Source organism: Aliarcobacter cryaerophilus ATCC 43158 (assembly GCF_003660105.1).
GTDB classification, from domain to species: Bacteria; Campylobacterota; Campylobacteria; order Campylobacterales; family Arcobacteraceae; genus Aliarcobacter; species Aliarcobacter cryaerophilus.
Genome location: NZ_CP032823.1, coordinates 1,516,856 through 1,532,134 on the forward strand (window position 1 = coordinate 1,516,856; position 15,279 = coordinate 1,532,134).

Below are 15,279 nucleotides of genomic sequence, written 5' to 3' on the forward strand. Positions count from 1 at the left end.
CTTATTTATACGACAAGCTTTCCAAACTATAATGTTTCCCAGCATCTTTTAGTTCAATTAGTGCTTTAAAAGGTGCAAAATCATTACCTTGTCTATTTGCTAAATTTTCTCTTAGTTTATCTTTCATTTCAAATTCACTCAAAATATACAAATATGCAGCTGTAGCTTCTTCTTGTTCTTGTGAAATTTTTTCAAAAAGTTCTATTAAAACATCTGGATTTAGACTATTTTTATATTTTTTAGCAAGTTCAATATAATCATCTTTTGAAAGTTTTATATTTTTCACAAGTTCAAAAATCTCACTATTTTCAAATCCAAACTCACTATTTTCAATATTTTTTTCTAAAAGTTTAATTGTAAGCTCTTTATCAAGATTTACATTTTTGTAAATTTTTTTAATTGTTGTCATACTTTTTTCACTTAAAGATTTCAAAAATGCTACTTTTACAATATCGCTATCATATTTTTCTGCTTTTTTTACAATATCAACAGCAAAATCAACTTGTTCATTTATTTTATTGATTAGGTTTTGTTTTCCTAAAGATGATTTTTCATCAACTTTTAGATTTTTGTCAACATAAACACCATTATTCACATTTTGTATAGAAGCAACAGTTTTGTTTAATTCTTCATTTGTAGAGCTAAATATCTCTTTTGGAACTTCAAGATTTAATTGAGTTAAAATATTTGACAACTCTTTTTGTTTTTTTGTTCTAAAACCAATTTTATTCTCTTTGTTTAATAGCTTCAATTTGATTAATTCAACCATATTATCCAAATCACTATCTACTAATCTAAGTTTAAAATAGTTAACAAGCCCGTAGAAAATAATATGAATATAAGTTAAAAGACTTAAAAAAATTATAGGTAAAACAAACCAAACAGATACAGGCAATGTTTCACTAAAACCAAACAAACTAAGAGTGTATTCTCCAAACTCTAAACTATGAACAAAACCGAACAATACGATTATTAACAGTATTGTTGAAATTATATAACTTTTAAGACCCATCTTCTTTTTTCCTTTTTGAAGAGTTAATTGTGTTTTATTATACAAAAAAGTTTATAAATTACTTATGATATGGATGATTATTTATAATACTTAAAGACCTAAATATCTGTTCTGATAGTATCAAAGTAGCAATTTTATGTGCAAATGTAAGCTTACTTAGAGAAATTACACTATCACAAAGAGATAAAAACTCATTTTCAAAACCAAAAGCTCCACCAATAAAAAAGTTTATCTCATTTTTATCTTCTAAAAGCTTAGAAAAAGCAAAACTATCAACACTTTTACCCAAAACATCAAGGGCTATGTTATATCCTTTTAAATATGGCAAATAACTTTTTGTATATATCTTTTTTGATTCATTTTCTCCGATAGTTTGAGCTTTTGCTATATCTTTATTAAAGATATAAAAAATTTCAACTTTTGCATATTTACTGGACATTTTTATAAATTCTTTAATAAGTTTATCAAAATCATCACTACTAGGTTTTACTATTGAGTAAATATTAATTTTCATTTAAAATAGCACTTCCAACACAGTTAAATTTTGTATTTTTTATAACATCATCAACTTTTACTCCGCCAATAGCACAAACAGGATGTTTAGATATTTTTGCTAAATATTGCAGTTTTTCACCCAAAATATTTGAAATATCTTTTGTATTTGTTGATTTATAAGCTCCTAAACCTATCATATCAAGCTCAAAACTATTTGCTTCAAGAATTTCTAATTCATTGTGAGTTGAAAGTCCTAAAAGTTTATTTTTTAGCTTTTTTCGTAAAAGTTTTATTGCTAAATTTTTATCTTTATGTATTTTTAAAACATCTTCTTGACCTAAATGGAAACCATCTGCATAATCAATCAACTCTAGTTTATCATTTATAATAATTGGAATATTTAGATTTTGTCTAAGAAAAATAAGATTTTGTTTTTGTATTTCTAAATCTGAAACTTTATCTCTATATTGTAGAAGTTTTACATCATATTTTTTTAAAATTTCTAAAAAATTCTCAAGAGTTATATTTTTTTTTAAAAGAGTTTCGTAATCACACAAAACATAAAGATAGTTAAAAGCTTCAAGATTAAATCCCAAAGCTTTTTCTAAATTCGAAGGCATTAGCTAATTTTTTCTTGTCCAAAAATAGTTAATAAATCTGTAAGAGTTTTTTTCATCTCTCTTCTATTTACAACCATATCAATAGAACCTTTTTCTAGTAAAAATTCAGCTCTTTGGAAACCCTCAGGAAGATCAGTTCCAATAGTTTGCTTAATTACTCTTTGTCCAGCAAAACCTATTAAAGCACCTGGCTCTGCCATAATAATATCTCCTAAAAATGCAAAAGAAGCAGAAACTCCACCCATAGTAGGATCTGTTAATATAGATATATATGGAAGTTTATAGCTATCAAGTTTTTTCAAAGCTGCAGATGTTTTTGCCATTTGCATCAAAGAAAAAGTTGATTCTTGCATTCTTGCGCCTCCTGATGCTGAAACTATAATAACTGCTTGTTTTTTCTCGATTGCTCGATTAACTGCTCGTACTATTTTTTCTCCCTCAACACTACCTAAACTTCCACCCATAAATGCAAAGTCAAAAACTATAAGTTGAACACCAATTGAGTTAATTGTGCACTCACCACTAATTACACTTGATACTCTTCCAGTTTTTTCAAATCCATCTTCAACTCTTTTTTTATAAGAGAGTTTATCTACAAACTTCAAAGGGTCATTTGGTTTTAAATTTGTATCAAACTCTACAAAGCTATTTTCATCTGCAAGGATTTCTACTCTTCTTTTTGCCCCTATTCTCATATGGAATTCACATTTTGGACAAACATTATCTTGATTTTCAACCTCTTTGAAAAACATCAAAGAGCTACAACTAGGACATTTTATCCAGTGGCTTGGAGCATCTTTTTTTGTAGCTTGCTCTTTATTTTTGTTATCAAATGAAATTTTGCTAAATAGATTTTTTAAATCCACTACCTTTTCTCCTTTTTTTCTAAAGCAATATTATAGTTAAATCTAACTAAATATTTTTAAATTTATCCAATTCATCTAGTTTTTCCCATGGATAATCAGGTTGTCCAACTTGACCACGAGCAGCTACATCCGCATAAAGGAAAGTTGTAGCACTTGGTTTATCTAAGTTAAATTTTTGCGTAATCCATCTTGGAGTTAAAGGGAAATTTTCCATTACAAATGCAGATAAAACATCATCATTATGTTTTGTGTATGTTCCCATAGTATCAACAGAAACTGAAGTTGGACGTGCAACTCCAATAGCATAAGATATTTGTACAATTGCTTTTTTTGAAAGTCCTGAAGCAACTATATGTTTTGCAATCCATCTTGCTGCATAAAGTCCACTTCTATCAACTTTTGTGTAATCTTTTGAAGATTGAGCACCACCACCAATTGGTGCATATCCACCAAAACTATCAACAATTAATTTTCTTCCCGTTAATCCACTATCATGTAAAGATGAGTGATTTACATATCTTCCTGTTGGATTAATATGAATAATTGTGCTATTTTTATCATAAAGTTTACTTGGAAGTCCAGAATTATCAATTAATTCTTGAATTATAGTTCTTACTTCTTCTATTTTCATTCCTTCAACACAAGGTGCTGAAACTACAATTGTATGTATTTTTTGAGGAAGTCCATTTTCAAAATTCTCTTTTGTTACATAATCAACTGTAACTTGAGTTTTAATATCAACACCAAACTTATCATTATTTTTTAAAGCATAATTATATACTGTATCACAAAGTCTTCTAGCATAAACTATCGCTGCAGGCATAAATTCAGCTGCTTCATTTGAAGCAAATCCAAACATAATTCCTTGATCACCAGCTCCAATTTCTCCTGTTGTTTGATCAACTCCTTGAGAAATATCTGGACTTTGTTGGTTTAATAAAACTTGAACTTTTACATCATCAGGATGTAAAGCTTGCTCTTTTGTAAAAGCACTTTTACCATCGTATCCAATTTTTGCTAATGCATCTTTTACTATTTTTTCATAATCATTTTGTGATAATTTAGCATTAGATTTTACTTCACCACCAATAACAACATGTTTACCAGCAACAAATACTTCACTTGCAACTCTACTATTACTATCTTCAATAATAAGTCTATCAACTATACTATCAGCAATAATATCAGCACATTTATCAGGGTGACCAGGGCTTACAACTTCACTTGTAAACAGATATTGAGATTTTTTTTTCATTTTGTTTTCCATCCTTTGTTTTCCACAAGCTTTGCTTGCATTGTTTTCCATCTTTTGTTTTCCATTTAGTCTTTTTATAAGAATTAAAATAAAAATTTAAAGAATTCAATTTGCTTTAAAAGCAAAAAGTTTTGTATTTTAGCTAAAGATTTCTTTTATTTACTTTTTTTGTTTTAGTTGTTTTCTAAAATTTTTAAGCATAGTTCTCTCATCTTTTAGCTTTAAATTCTCCTCTTCATCTTTTTCATCTCTTATTTTTTTATCAAGTTTTAAAATCTTATCTTCTATTTTATCTCTTAATTTTTCAATCTTTCTTTTTTTAATATCTTCATTGTTTTGTATTAAAAATAGATAATTTTTTACTTTTTCAAGAATTTTTTTTAGCTTCATAATCTTCTCCTAACTCTTTTATACTTAAATCCTGAATCCATAAAACTTTTGATACATTTATTAGTTTACTAATTATTAAATTTGCATGGTAACTATCATTTAATAGACTTGTTGCCATTTTTTTATCAATTCTTTTCTCTCGTATTAATATATCTATTCTTCTAGTTGCAATTACATCTAATCCTTTTAAATACTCTTTTAATAGCTCAGATTTTGATAAAACATCTATCTCGTCTTTACTATTTTTTATCTCATTTATAGTGTTTGTAGTTTTTGCAATAGCTTCTCTTATAAAGTTGTACTCATCTTTTATATAACCATTATTGCTCGATATATATTTTTTTATATTTTTTTGAAGCTCTTTTGTATTTTTTACAGATTCAGCTATATTTCTACAAGCATTTCTTAAATCATTTAAATATGCCCTTTTCTCATCATCAAGTTCACTTATAAAATATGTTGAATAATCAATAATATCGCTATATAAAGATTTAATTCTACTTTCATAAAACTCATCTATATTTAAATCTATAATATCCGATGACTCTTTTACAATTTTAGAAATATTACTCTTTCCAATATATCTGTGCCTATGAAGCATAATTGCATGACTCAAAACTTCAGTTGCATTATCATATAAGTGGATAGTCTCTTTTCTTGTTGCTTTTAAAGCTGCAAATGGAACTGCAATAACTTCCATATCTATAAATTTTGGTTTAGAAATATAACTATCTTTATCTTCAACAAATAGTTTTTTCAGAAAAATTACCAGTTTTGGAATAAAAAATGAGAAAATTATAAGTCCAACAAGATTAAACAGTGTATGAAAAACAGCCAATTTCATAGCCCAATCATCACTTTTAATTCCCAAATATTTTGATATATAATCAACAAAATCAATCATAAGATATAAAGAGGCTAATGTGATAACAGCTGTTATTCCTTTAAAAATAAATAATCCAACTGCCATTCTTTTGCTATTTGCATTTGAAACTATAGCTCCTAAAGCTGCAGTTGTTGCTGTTCCTATATTTGCTCCAACTGCTATTGCCATAGCATTTATATATACAATTTGACCTGTTACCAAAGCTGTTACAGTTAAAGCCATTGTTGCACTACTTGATTGAATAATCACTGTTGCAAGAGCTCCAATAAGAGTATAAACTATAATTCCAGCATATCCATCAATTGCAAATTGAGCTAAATCTATTCCTTGCTTTAAATCTTCAAATCCATCTTTCATATATCCAATACCTAAAAAGACAAATCCAAGACCTAAAAGAATATTCCCAACTCCTTGAAAATTTCTATTTTTATAAAATCTAAAAATTACACCAAAAATTATCATAGGAAGAGCAAAAGCTGCTATATCAATCTTAACACCAAGAGTTGAGACAATCCAAGTTGTAGCAGTTGTTCCAACTGCTGATCCAAATACAACTCCAAGTGCACCTGCAAGTGAGATTATTTTTGCGGATAAAAATGAGATTACAATAATTGCAATTAAAGATGAACTTTGTAAAATTGCGGTTGCAGTTATTCCCAAAAATATAGATTTTGAATTTGTATTTTTACTATTAGCGATTAATTTTTCTAAAATCCCACCACTAAAAAATTTAAATCCATCCTCCATAAATTGCATTCCAATTATAAAAACAGCAACTCCTGCAACTATATATTTAGAATCCTCATTTACATAAAGCAAATAGGCTAAGGAGATTAAAAGTATGTAGGATAGATATTTTTTCATCACTCAACTGTTACTGATTTTGCTAAGTTTCTTGGCATATCTACATCATTTTTAAGTCTTATTGATATCTCCATAGATAAAATTTGAAGAGCTACTAGCATTTCAAAAAATTCAAGCATATAGTGATCACACTTATTTATTTTTATAAAATCATCTGCTAGTTCAAAATCAGCAGAAGATATTGCACAAATTGTACTATCACGTGCGCTTAACTCTTCTACATTTGATTTAATTTTATCATACAACATATTTTTTGGCATAAGTGCAATAGTAAAAAGTTCTGGGTCTGCAAGAGCAATTGGTCCATGTTTCATCTCACCAGCTGGATAACCTTCTGCATGTAAATATGAAATCTCTTTAAGTTTTAAAGCACCTTCAAGAGCAAGTGGATAGAATACATCTCTTCCAATAAAGAAAAATCCATGACCATGTAAATATCTTTTTGATAATCTTTTTGCTTTTTCATGAATATTTTCATGGACTTTTAAAGCTTTTGGAACCTCTCTTAAGGTATTAACCTCATTTTCAAGCTTATCTTTAGAAATAGTTTTTCTAATTTGTGCAAAATATAGACTTAACATCCACAAAACAGCAGTTTGAGTAGAAAATGCTTTTGTAGAAGCAACTCCTTTTTCAATTCCAGCACGTGTTAGAATTGTAAAATCTGCAACCCTTGTCATAGAAGAGTTATCAACATTACAAATTACCAAAGTTCTAAGACCTGCATTCTTTGCCATTTTTAAAGCTTCCAAAGTATCAGCTGTTTCTCCACTTTGAGAGATAACAACAAACAGTGTATCTTTTGTCAATAGTGGCTCTTTATATCTAAACTCACTTGCAACTTCAATACTACATTTTATTTTTGATAATCTTTCAAATAAATATGAAGATGCCAGCCCTGCATGATATGAAGTTCCACATGCACAAATTTTAATCTCATTTATTCCATCTAATATTTTTGAATCAATCTCATCAAAATTTATCTCACTATCTTTTACACGACCTAACATACAATCACTTACAACAACACTTTGTTCATAAATCTCTTTTTCCATAAAGTATCTAAAACCATCTTTTTGAGCAAATTGTTTTGATGTTGGAAGTTTTGACCAAACAATATTTTTACTAAAAAACTCAATACCATCTCTAGAAGCTACTCCACCAATTTTATCATCCAGATATACAACATCGTTTGCAAGTCCAATTAGTGCTGAATCAGAAGATGCAAAAAGAACTTCATCTTTTTCTATACCATGCCCTACAATCATAGGACTTCCAAGTTTATAGAAAAATATTTTTTCTGGTTCTTTTTTTGTAATTAATAAAATAGCATAAGCACCTTCAAGTCTTTTTATAGTCTCTTGAAATGCTTTTTTTGCATCATTTAATTTGTTATTATAGTGTTCAAAAAGATGAACAATAACTTCTGTATCTGTTTGAGAAACAAAATTATGACCCAAAGATGTTAATTCATCTTTTAGCTCTTTATAATTTTCAATTATTCCATTATGAACAACATAAGAGTATTCACCTAAGTGTGGATGAGCATTAACTTCTGTTGGTTTTCCATGAGTTGCCCATCTTGTGTGTCCAATTCCTAGATTATATCTATCTTTATTACTTTGGTTAACTTTTTCTTCAAGATTTACAAGCTTCCCAACTGCCTTAAATACATCAATTTCATTTCCATTTAAAACAGCAATTCCTGCACTATCATAACCTCTATATTCAAGTTCTTTTAAACCATCCAATAAAATCTTTGTTGTATCGTATTTTCCTATGTAACCAACTATTCCACACATAAAAAGTCCTTAAATATCATTTTAAAAAATATAAGATTTTATCAAAAACTAACTAAATATCTAGTTTGCTTAATAATTTATCATGAATTTTACTATTTGAAGCAACTATGTATTTATCTTTAAACATATCAAAAGTTGTACCTCTAATATTTGTAATTCTTCCACCAGCTTCGCTTAAAATTATAATTCCGGCACTAACATCCCAAGGTTTTAAATTCATCTCATAATAGCCTTCAAATACCCCTCTTGCAACCATACATAAATCAATAGATGCACTTCCAAGTCTTCTTAAATCTTGACACTCAGGCAAAATATTCTCAATCTTTTTTATAACATCTTTTAAATCTTTTGTATTTTCCGCACTACTATATGGAAAACCTGTAGCTAGAAGTGATTTTTGTAAATCATTTTGTAAACTTACTTTAATTTTTTTACCATTTAAAAATGTACCTTTTTTATGTTTTGCAAAATATAACTCATCTAAAATAGGATTATATACTACACCAATATATGGCTTTTTATCTTTATAAACTCCAACTGAAATAGCAGTATGAGGTACACCATTTACAAAATTTGTTGTGCCATCTATTGGATCAATTATTATTGAATTTCCAAACTCTACAAGAGTATTATCTGACTCTTCTGCTATAAGGTTAAACTCTTTGAAATATTTAGAAAACTCTTTTTTTAGATAATTTTCAACTGCCAAATCATATTTTGTAACTAAATCTTTTTTTGCTTTAAAATTTATCTCTTTATTTGAGTAGTAACCTTTTTTTAAAATTTTTCCAGCTTTTTTTATAATTTGAATAAGTTTCTTTTGCATAATTTTCCTTAAATTTTTTCATATTTTATCTAATTCTTTTAAAATGTATGTAAAATTGCATCTATGAAAAACTTTGTAAAACTTGAAAACAAAAATATTAAATTTGGAGATTGTAAGAATTGCTCTGCTCATTGTTGTAGTGGAACTTTTGGTTCTATTTTTTCACAAATTCTAAAAGAGGAGTTTGAAGATGTTTATCAAAACTTTCCTATTTTATTTATTTTTGGCTCTTTAGGTTTTGTAAAACCTGTAATTTTACTATCAAATGGTTTTGATTTTTGTCCACACCTAAAAGATTTTAAATGTACAATTTATGAAAATAGACCAAAAGTATGTAAAACTTACCCTCTAAGCCCAAATATTAATAATTTTATCTATATTGATAAGGCATGCCCTGAATTAAACAAAGCAGATAATATCTTAAACTTTGAAGATGAGATATTTAAAAATTATCAAGAAAAATATATAAATACTCACTTTGAGTTTGAAAAACTAAAAAAAGAAGATTTTGAACAAATTTTATCTATAAAAGGAGTTGATTTTTATAAATTTATTGGAGATGAAAAATCTAAATATTTAGATTTTCATAAACTCTCAATTAAGCTATTGGAAAACTTAAAAATATAGAAAAGAGAACTATTTATCTTTAAATCTCTTTTTATTTACATCTTCAATAATAAGTTTTGAAATACTATTGGTAGATATTGCAATATCTTTTGTTTGTGACGTAACATTCGCATTTTGCTGTGTTTTTTGATCCAAAATAGCAACTGCATTGTTTATCTGCTCTATTCCTAAAAGTTGTTCTTTACTTGAATTTTCAAACTCTTTTATAAGCTCTATTGTCTGCAAAATATCACTATTTAATTCACTATAACCATTTATCATACTATTTGCAATATGTTTTCCTTCATCTGCTTTTTGTGTTGCAATCTCAACTATATTTTTTATCTCTTTTGCTGCTTGGGCACTTCTATTTGCAAGATTTCGAACCTCACCAGCAACAACTGCAAAACCTTTACCAGCTTCTCCCGCAGTTGCAGCTTCTACTGCAGCATTTAGACTTAGAATATTTGTTTGAAATGCTATTTGGTCTATTACGCTTATTGCCTCATTTATAGACAAAATTTTTGTATTTATCTCTTCCATAGATAAAACAGTTTGATTTGCTAGTTTTTCTCCATTTTTTGCTCTAGAAGTTACGCTTGAAGATATATTTGTCATTTTCTCTACATTTTGAGTACTATTTCTTAAATTTGAAGTCATCTCTTCTAAAGACGCAGCTGTTTCTTCAAGATTTGCAGCTGTACTAGTAGAACTTTCATTTAGTTTTTCAACATTACTTAGAAGTATATTTGAACTCTCCGATAAAGTTTCTCCATTATTTTTATTTTCAATCAACATTTTTGTTATTGAATCTCCCAAAATATTAACACCATTTGCAAGTTGTAATATATGATTTGAAATTTTTGTTGTATCAACTCTATTTACATAATCATATTTACTATATTCATCTATTACTTTTAAAACATTCACAATATTTTTTTCTAATTCCTGCGCCATTTGATTCATAACAGATTTTAATTTTGATAAATTAATATCATCAACTTCTATATTTAATCTTTGAGATAAATCTCCTTTTTGGAATTTTTCTAAAATATCTATTGTAGTTTCAATAAACAGATTATTATCGTCTATCTCTTTTCTAGCAATCTCAATATTTTGATCAAGTATTTTTGACATATGACCTATTTCATCTTTTGAATAATTTTTGATTCTATCAACTTTATTACTTTCATTATTTAAATATTTAAAAAATGACTCTAAAGTTGTTTGAAATATATTTAGTGGTTTTAAAATAATTTTATTTATAGATGGAACAATTATAGAAATTAAAACAATATTCAACAAAACTGTAACAAAAATAGCTATCCAAAAAAGTGTATTTATATCTGAATTCATCTCTTCTTGTAATTCATTTATATCTTTTTGAATATCATCTGCATATATTCCAGTTACTAAAACCCAGTTAAATTCTGGAATAAAAATAGATGAAGCCATTTTTAATACAACATCTTTTGTTGCTGGATTTTCATAATGGTAAGTTATATATTTTTGCTCTTTTGAAAATTTAATTAAATCTTCTCTAAAAGCATAACCTTTTGCATCTGGAGATTTTATATTTGTTTTTGTATTATTTAATTTTGGATTTGCTGGATGAAAAGCAAAATAATAGTCAGCACCTCTTTGCTCATAAGCAAAAAAATATCCACTCTTATCATCTAAATATCTAACACCTGTTAAAAGTTCTATAACTTTTTGTTTTGCTAAATCTATATTTTGTTCTTTATCAATAATTGTTTTAATAAGTGTTTGAGCAACTTCAAATTGATGCTGTATTAATGACTCTTTCTCTTTTGTAATAGTAGTTTCAAACTTTTTTAATGTATTATTTAAAGTATTTTGTGTCTTTTCAAAGTTAATTCCTGAAAGAACAAAAATTCCTATAGTAAAAGGAACTATTGTTATTAGAAGTAATTTTATTTTTAGTGAATTTATATTCATTATTATCCCCTTTTTTATAACGAGTTTACATTCTATAAAATAAACTTTAAAGATAGATTAATTAATCTAATATTTGTTATAAGAAATCTCTATTTCTCTATATTTACACATTTTTGCATACTAAAAATAAATATTAACTATATTTTTTGTAAATTACTTATTTAAATTAAGTGTTTATTAATATTTAATCTATTATAATTCCACTCCAATTTAAGAAATGTTTTGTTATTAAAATACAATTTAAATATTAAGTTTCTTTTAATTATTTTAAAGTATAATTTCAATCCTTTTTTAAGAAGAGGTTATGCGGGAGTAGCTCAGTTGGCTAGAGCTTCTGCCTTCCAAGCAGACTGTCGCGAGTTCGAGTCTCGTCTCCCGCTCCACTTTTATAAGTGTGTTCTTTGTTTTTTTATCGCGGAATAGAGCAGCTAGGTAGCTCGTCGGGCTCATAACCCGAAGGTCACAGGTTCAAATCCTGTTTCCGCAACCAATTATTTAATTTATAGGTCAAAGTAGCTCAGCTGGCTAGAGCGCTGGTCTCATAAGCCGGAGGTCGAGAGTTCAAGTCTCTCTTTTGACACCATAATATAATTAAAAGTGCTGGTGTAGCTCAGTTGGCTAGAGCAGCTGATTTGTAATCAGCAGGTCGGGGGTTCGACTCCCTTCACCAGCTCCACTTTTATTTTGTTTACAGTCCTTCTGGGGTATCGCCAAGCGGTAAGGCAACGGTTTTTGGTACCGTCACTCGAAGGTTCGAATCCTTCTACCCCATCCACTAAAATAATTTTCTTATATTAATTTTATAAAGAATTTAATTTATAAATGTTTTTTCTTTATTATCGCGGAATAGAGCAGCTAGGTAGCTCGTCGGGCTCATAACCCGAAGGTCACAGGTTCAAATCCTGTTTCCGCAACCAATTTTTAGTATCTCATTTTATAAAAATTAATATAATCACTAATGAAAATCAATCTATTTACAGACTCAATTATAATCATTTAACAAATATAAGTTTTTGTACTTTTTTAATAAATTTTAAAATATAAGTTATCACATTTCAATATATTATAGTAAAATTTTTAAAATACAAAAAAAGGATTATTATGTTAAATAAAAGAGTTATTATTTCATTTTTAACAATTTGTTTATTAAGTTCATCTATTTATGCAAAGCAAGTTGATGATGAAAAAGGAAGTAAAAAAAGAGAACATAAAGCTAATAATTATCAAAAAGATAAAGACTATAATGATAAAAAAATGAAAAATGAAAAACAAAAAGATATTCCTCCTGGTTTACAAAAAAAATTAAACAATGGAGGAACTCTTCCTCCTGGTTGGGAGAAAAAAATAGAAAAAGGACAATTTGCAAATAGCAATATTTTGAGCAATGGAAGAATTGTTACAAGTAAATATCCAAGAATAAAAAATACTGAAGTTTATGAAGTTGAAAATAAAGTTTTTAGGATTTATAAAGATACAAAAGAGATTTTAGATATATTAAAATAGTAAAAGTTGGTATAAAAATACCAACTTTAGTTTGATTTGAAAATTAATAATATAGTTATATAAATATATTAAATTTACTATTTTGTTAAATCTTTTATAAATTGAACAGCCATTCTAACACCTGTTCCACTAGCACCATAAGGGTTATATCCCCAAGCTTTTTCTACAAAAGCAGGTCCAGCTATATCAAAATGTATCCATTTATTTTTATTTTCATCATAAATAAAGTTATCCAAAAACATTCCAGCCGTTATTGCACCACCATATCTAGTATTTGATATATTACAAACATCCGCTATCTCAGATTTAATACATTTTTTTAGATATCTATTAAAATCAAGTTTTGTAACATACTCTCCAGAATTTTGTGCTGAAATTAAAGCTTGATGTTTAAGCTCTTCACTATTTCCCATAATTCCTGTTGTATATTCTCCAAGCCCAACAACACAAGCACCTGTAAGTGTTGCAAAATCTAAAATATAATCTATATTTTTAATCTCATCTTGAGCATAACATAAACAATCAGCAAGAACTAGTCTTCCTTCAGCATCTGTGTTTCGCACCTCAATTGTTTTCCCATTTTTAGCTCTTAAAATATCATCTGGTTTATAAGCATTTCCACCAATCATATTTTCAACTGCACCAATAATAGCATGCACTTCAATAGGTAATTTTAATTTTGCAATAACTTTTATAGTATTTAAGACAGCAACTGCTCCTGATTTATCAGCTTTCATAGTAACCATAAAATCAGCTGGTTTTAAAGATAACCCACCACTATCATAAGTCAAACCTTTTCCTACAAGTACAACTTTTTTTATTGATTTTTTAGGTTTATATTTAATATGTATCAGTTGTGATTCATGAATTGAAGCACGTCCAACACTATGCATTGACATCATTTTTTGTTTTTCTAAATCTTTTTCACCTAAAACTTCACAATCAAGTTCAAACTCTTTTGCAATACTTTGTGCCTCTTTTACAAAACTTTTTGGTGTAAAATCAGCAGGTGCAGTGTTTACCATATCTCTTGCACTATTTACTGCTTCACAAATAATTTGCGACTCTTTTAAAATAGAAATTAATTCAGAATCCTTATCTTCAACTACAAAAGTTAACTCTTGTTTTTTGCTCTCTTTTTCACTCTTATAATTATCAAATGAATATGAACCTAAAATTGCACCTTCTACTAGAGCTTTAAAATTATCTTTTAAAATATTATTTAATAAGAAATTTACGCTTTTATACTTTGTTGAGTTAAATCTCTTAATTGCAGTTGCCATAGCAATTGCTAAACTATCGTATGAAAACTCTTCAAAAGCAACATAGATTTTTTTACTTTGTGCTAATAAAATAGCTGTTTCATCTTTTACTTTAAATTCAAGATTTTCTAAAATCTCTTTATCTTGTTCAGACTCTATTTCATTTATATTATTTATTAAAATAATCTCTAAATCAAACTCTTTATTTTTTGATATTTCTACAATATTAATTTTCATCCATTACCCTTTTTTCAATTTTTTTTGTTGCCTTATTAAAATAATATATAATTCCTCCACCAAAAATTGCTGCTATTGGAATTGCTAAATACCAGTGCTCTTTTGCCCAGTGAAGTACAACCATAATCTCATTTCCAAAATACCAAACAGGAATAATTGTAATAGAAGCCCAGCACCATGCACTTATCAAATTTATAAATGCAAATTTTTTAGCATCATATCTTGTAAGACCGATAGAAATTGGTATAATTGTTCTCATTCCATACATGTATCTTTGAGTAAAAATTATTGGCCAACCATGTTTCTTTAAAAGTAAATGAGCAAATGCAAACTTTCTTCTTTGACCTCTTAATCTTTTTAAAACACCTTCTTTGTTAAATCTACCAATATAAAAATATACTTGATCACCAGCAAATCCACCAAGACCTGCAACAAAAATAGCTAAAAATAGGTTCATAGAGCCATCATGAGTCATAAGTCCAGCCATAATTAGCCCCATTTCACCCTCTAACATACTCCATACAAAAAGTATCACATATCCATATTGTTTGAGTAAATATATAAATTTCTCTTCAAATCCATCAACAGGAGCATTGTATAAATTATAAAAAAGAAAAGACAAAAATGTTATCAATCCTACTGCAAAAATCTTTCCTGTATATGGCTGAATTTTCCTAAAAAGTTCTCTCATTTTTA

At 27.6% G+C, this 15,279-nt stretch carries 14 protein-coding genes and 6 tRNA genes; 8 read left to right on the forward strand and 12 right to left on the reverse strand.

The window, feature by feature from the left end; all coding sequences use genetic code 11:
* Position 1 precedes the first annotated feature (1 nt).
* The 9 genes from ACRYA_RS07595 to ACRYA_RS07635 form a co-directional block, all read right to left on the reverse strand.
* Positions 2–1,012, reverse strand: coding sequence for a hypothetical protein (locus ACRYA_RS07595; protein WP_105916493.1), 1,011 nt, complete (start codon positions 1,010–1,012; stop codon positions 2–4).
* Positions 1,013–1,070: 58 nt separating this feature from the next.
* Positions 1,071–1,526, reverse strand: coding sequence for a 23S rRNA (pseudouridine(1915)-N(3))-methyltransferase RlmH (locus tag ACRYA_RS07600; RefSeq protein WP_105916494.1), 456 nt, complete (start codon positions 1,524–1,526; stop codon positions 1,071–1,073).
* The gene (locus ACRYA_RS07605) at positions 1,516–2,127 is read right to left on the reverse strand and encodes a thiamine phosphate synthase (RefSeq protein ID WP_105916495.1); all 612 of its coding nucleotides are present in this window, start codon (positions 2,125–2,127) and stop codon (positions 1,516–1,518) included. Before ACRYA_RS07605 ends, ACRYA_RS07600 begins: the two co-directional genes overlap by 11 nt.
* Complete coding sequence (gene accD, locus ACRYA_RS07610; protein WP_105916496.1) at positions 2,127–2,993, reverse strand: acetyl-CoA carboxylase, carboxyltransferase subunit beta; 867 nt, start codon at positions 2,991–2,993, stop codon at positions 2,127–2,129. The genes ACRYA_RS07605 and accD overlap by 1 nt, the downstream gene beginning before the upstream one ends.
* A 46-nt stretch (positions 2,994–3,039) precedes the next feature.
* On the reverse strand, positions 3,040–4,248 hold the full coding sequence (metK, locus tag ACRYA_RS07615; protein ID WP_165786072.1) for a methionine adenosyltransferase: 1,209 nt from the start codon (positions 4,246–4,248) through the stop codon (positions 3,040–3,042).
* A gap of 159 nt (positions 4,249–4,407) precedes the next feature.
* Positions 4,408–4,638 carry a hypothetical protein gene (locus tag ACRYA_RS07620; protein WP_105916498.1) on the reverse strand — a complete coding sequence of 77 codons (231 nt, stop codon included), beginning with the start codon at positions 4,636–4,638 and terminating at the stop codon, positions 4,408–4,410.
* On the reverse strand, positions 4,616–6,343 hold the full coding sequence (locus tag ACRYA_RS07625) for a Na/Pi cotransporter family protein (protein ID WP_228199737.1): 1,728 nt from the start codon (positions 6,341–6,343) through the stop codon (positions 4,616–4,618). Before ACRYA_RS07625 ends, ACRYA_RS07620 begins: the two co-directional genes overlap by 23 nt.
* Before the next feature lie 44 nt (positions 6,344–6,387).
* Complete coding sequence (glmS, locus tag ACRYA_RS07630; protein WP_105916500.1) at positions 6,388–8,190, reverse strand: glutamine--fructose-6-phosphate transaminase (isomerizing); 1,803 nt, start codon at positions 8,188–8,190, stop codon at positions 6,388–6,390.
* Positions 8,191–8,242: 52 nt separating this feature from the next.
* The gene (locus tag ACRYA_RS07635) at positions 8,243–9,016 is read right to left on the reverse strand and encodes an inositol monophosphatase family protein (RefSeq protein ID WP_105916501.1); all 774 of its coding nucleotides are present in this window, start codon (positions 9,014–9,016) and stop codon (positions 8,243–8,245) included.
* Positions 9,017–9,079: 63 nt separating this feature from the next.
* Here ACRYA_RS07635 and ACRYA_RS07640 point away from each other — a divergent pair, with 63 nt between their 5' ends.
* The gene (locus ACRYA_RS07640; RefSeq protein WP_105916502.1) at positions 9,080–9,643 is read left to right on the forward strand and encodes a YkgJ family cysteine cluster protein; all 564 of its coding nucleotides are present in this window, start codon (positions 9,080–9,082) and stop codon (positions 9,641–9,643) included.
* Positions 9,644–9,652: 9 nt separating this feature from the next.
* Here the strand turns inward: ACRYA_RS07640 and ACRYA_RS10935 are convergent, their stop codons facing one another.
* Positions 9,653–11,581 carry a methyl-accepting chemotaxis protein gene (locus tag ACRYA_RS10935; RefSeq protein ID WP_105916503.1) on the reverse strand — a complete coding sequence of 643 codons (1,929 nt, stop codon included), beginning with the start codon at positions 11,579–11,581 and terminating at the stop codon, positions 9,653–9,655.
* 306 nt (positions 11,582–11,887) lie between these two features.
* Between ACRYA_RS10935 and ACRYA_RS07650 the strand changes: the two genes are divergently transcribed.
* The 7 genes from ACRYA_RS07650 (at position 11,888) to ACRYA_RS07680 (ending at position 13,084) form a co-directional block, all read left to right on the forward strand.
* Positions 11,888–11,964 (forward strand) — tRNA-Gly (locus ACRYA_RS07650).
* A 30-nt stretch (positions 11,965–11,994) separates the two neighbouring features.
* A tRNA-Met gene (locus ACRYA_RS07655) sits at positions 11,995–12,071 on the forward strand.
* A 16-nt stretch (positions 12,072–12,087) separates the two neighbouring features.
* Positions 12,088–12,164 (forward strand) — tRNA-Met (locus ACRYA_RS07660).
* Positions 12,165–12,180: 16 nt separating this feature from the next.
* Positions 12,181–12,257: transfer RNA gene (locus tag ACRYA_RS07665), tRNA-Thr, on the forward strand.
* A gap of 24 nt (positions 12,258–12,281) precedes the next feature.
* A tRNA-Gln gene (locus ACRYA_RS07670) sits at positions 12,282–12,356 on the forward strand.
* 65 nt (positions 12,357–12,421) lie between these two features.
* Positions 12,422–12,498, forward strand: a tRNA-Met gene (locus ACRYA_RS07675).
* Positions 12,499–12,682: 184 nt separating this feature from the next.
* Positions 12,683–13,084 (forward strand): hypothetical protein, encoded by a 402-nt coding sequence (locus tag ACRYA_RS07680; protein ID WP_105916504.1) that lies wholly within the window; start codon positions 12,683–12,685, stop codon positions 13,082–13,084.
* 77 nt (positions 13,085–13,161) lie between these two features.
* Here the strand turns inward: ACRYA_RS07680 and ACRYA_RS07685 are convergent, their stop codons facing one another.
* Together ACRYA_RS07685 and ACRYA_RS07690 are read right to left on the reverse strand one after the other, a co-directional pair.
* Positions 13,162–14,583, reverse strand: coding sequence for a leucyl aminopeptidase (locus ACRYA_RS07685; protein ID WP_105916505.1), 1,422 nt, complete (start codon positions 14,581–14,583; stop codon positions 13,162–13,164).
* Entirely contained in the window at positions 14,573–15,274 is a 702-nt protein-coding gene (locus ACRYA_RS07690; protein ID WP_105916506.1) for a DedA family protein, read from the reverse strand. Before ACRYA_RS07690 ends, ACRYA_RS07685 begins: the two co-directional genes overlap by 11 nt.
* Positions 15,275–15,279 lie beyond the last annotated feature (5 nt).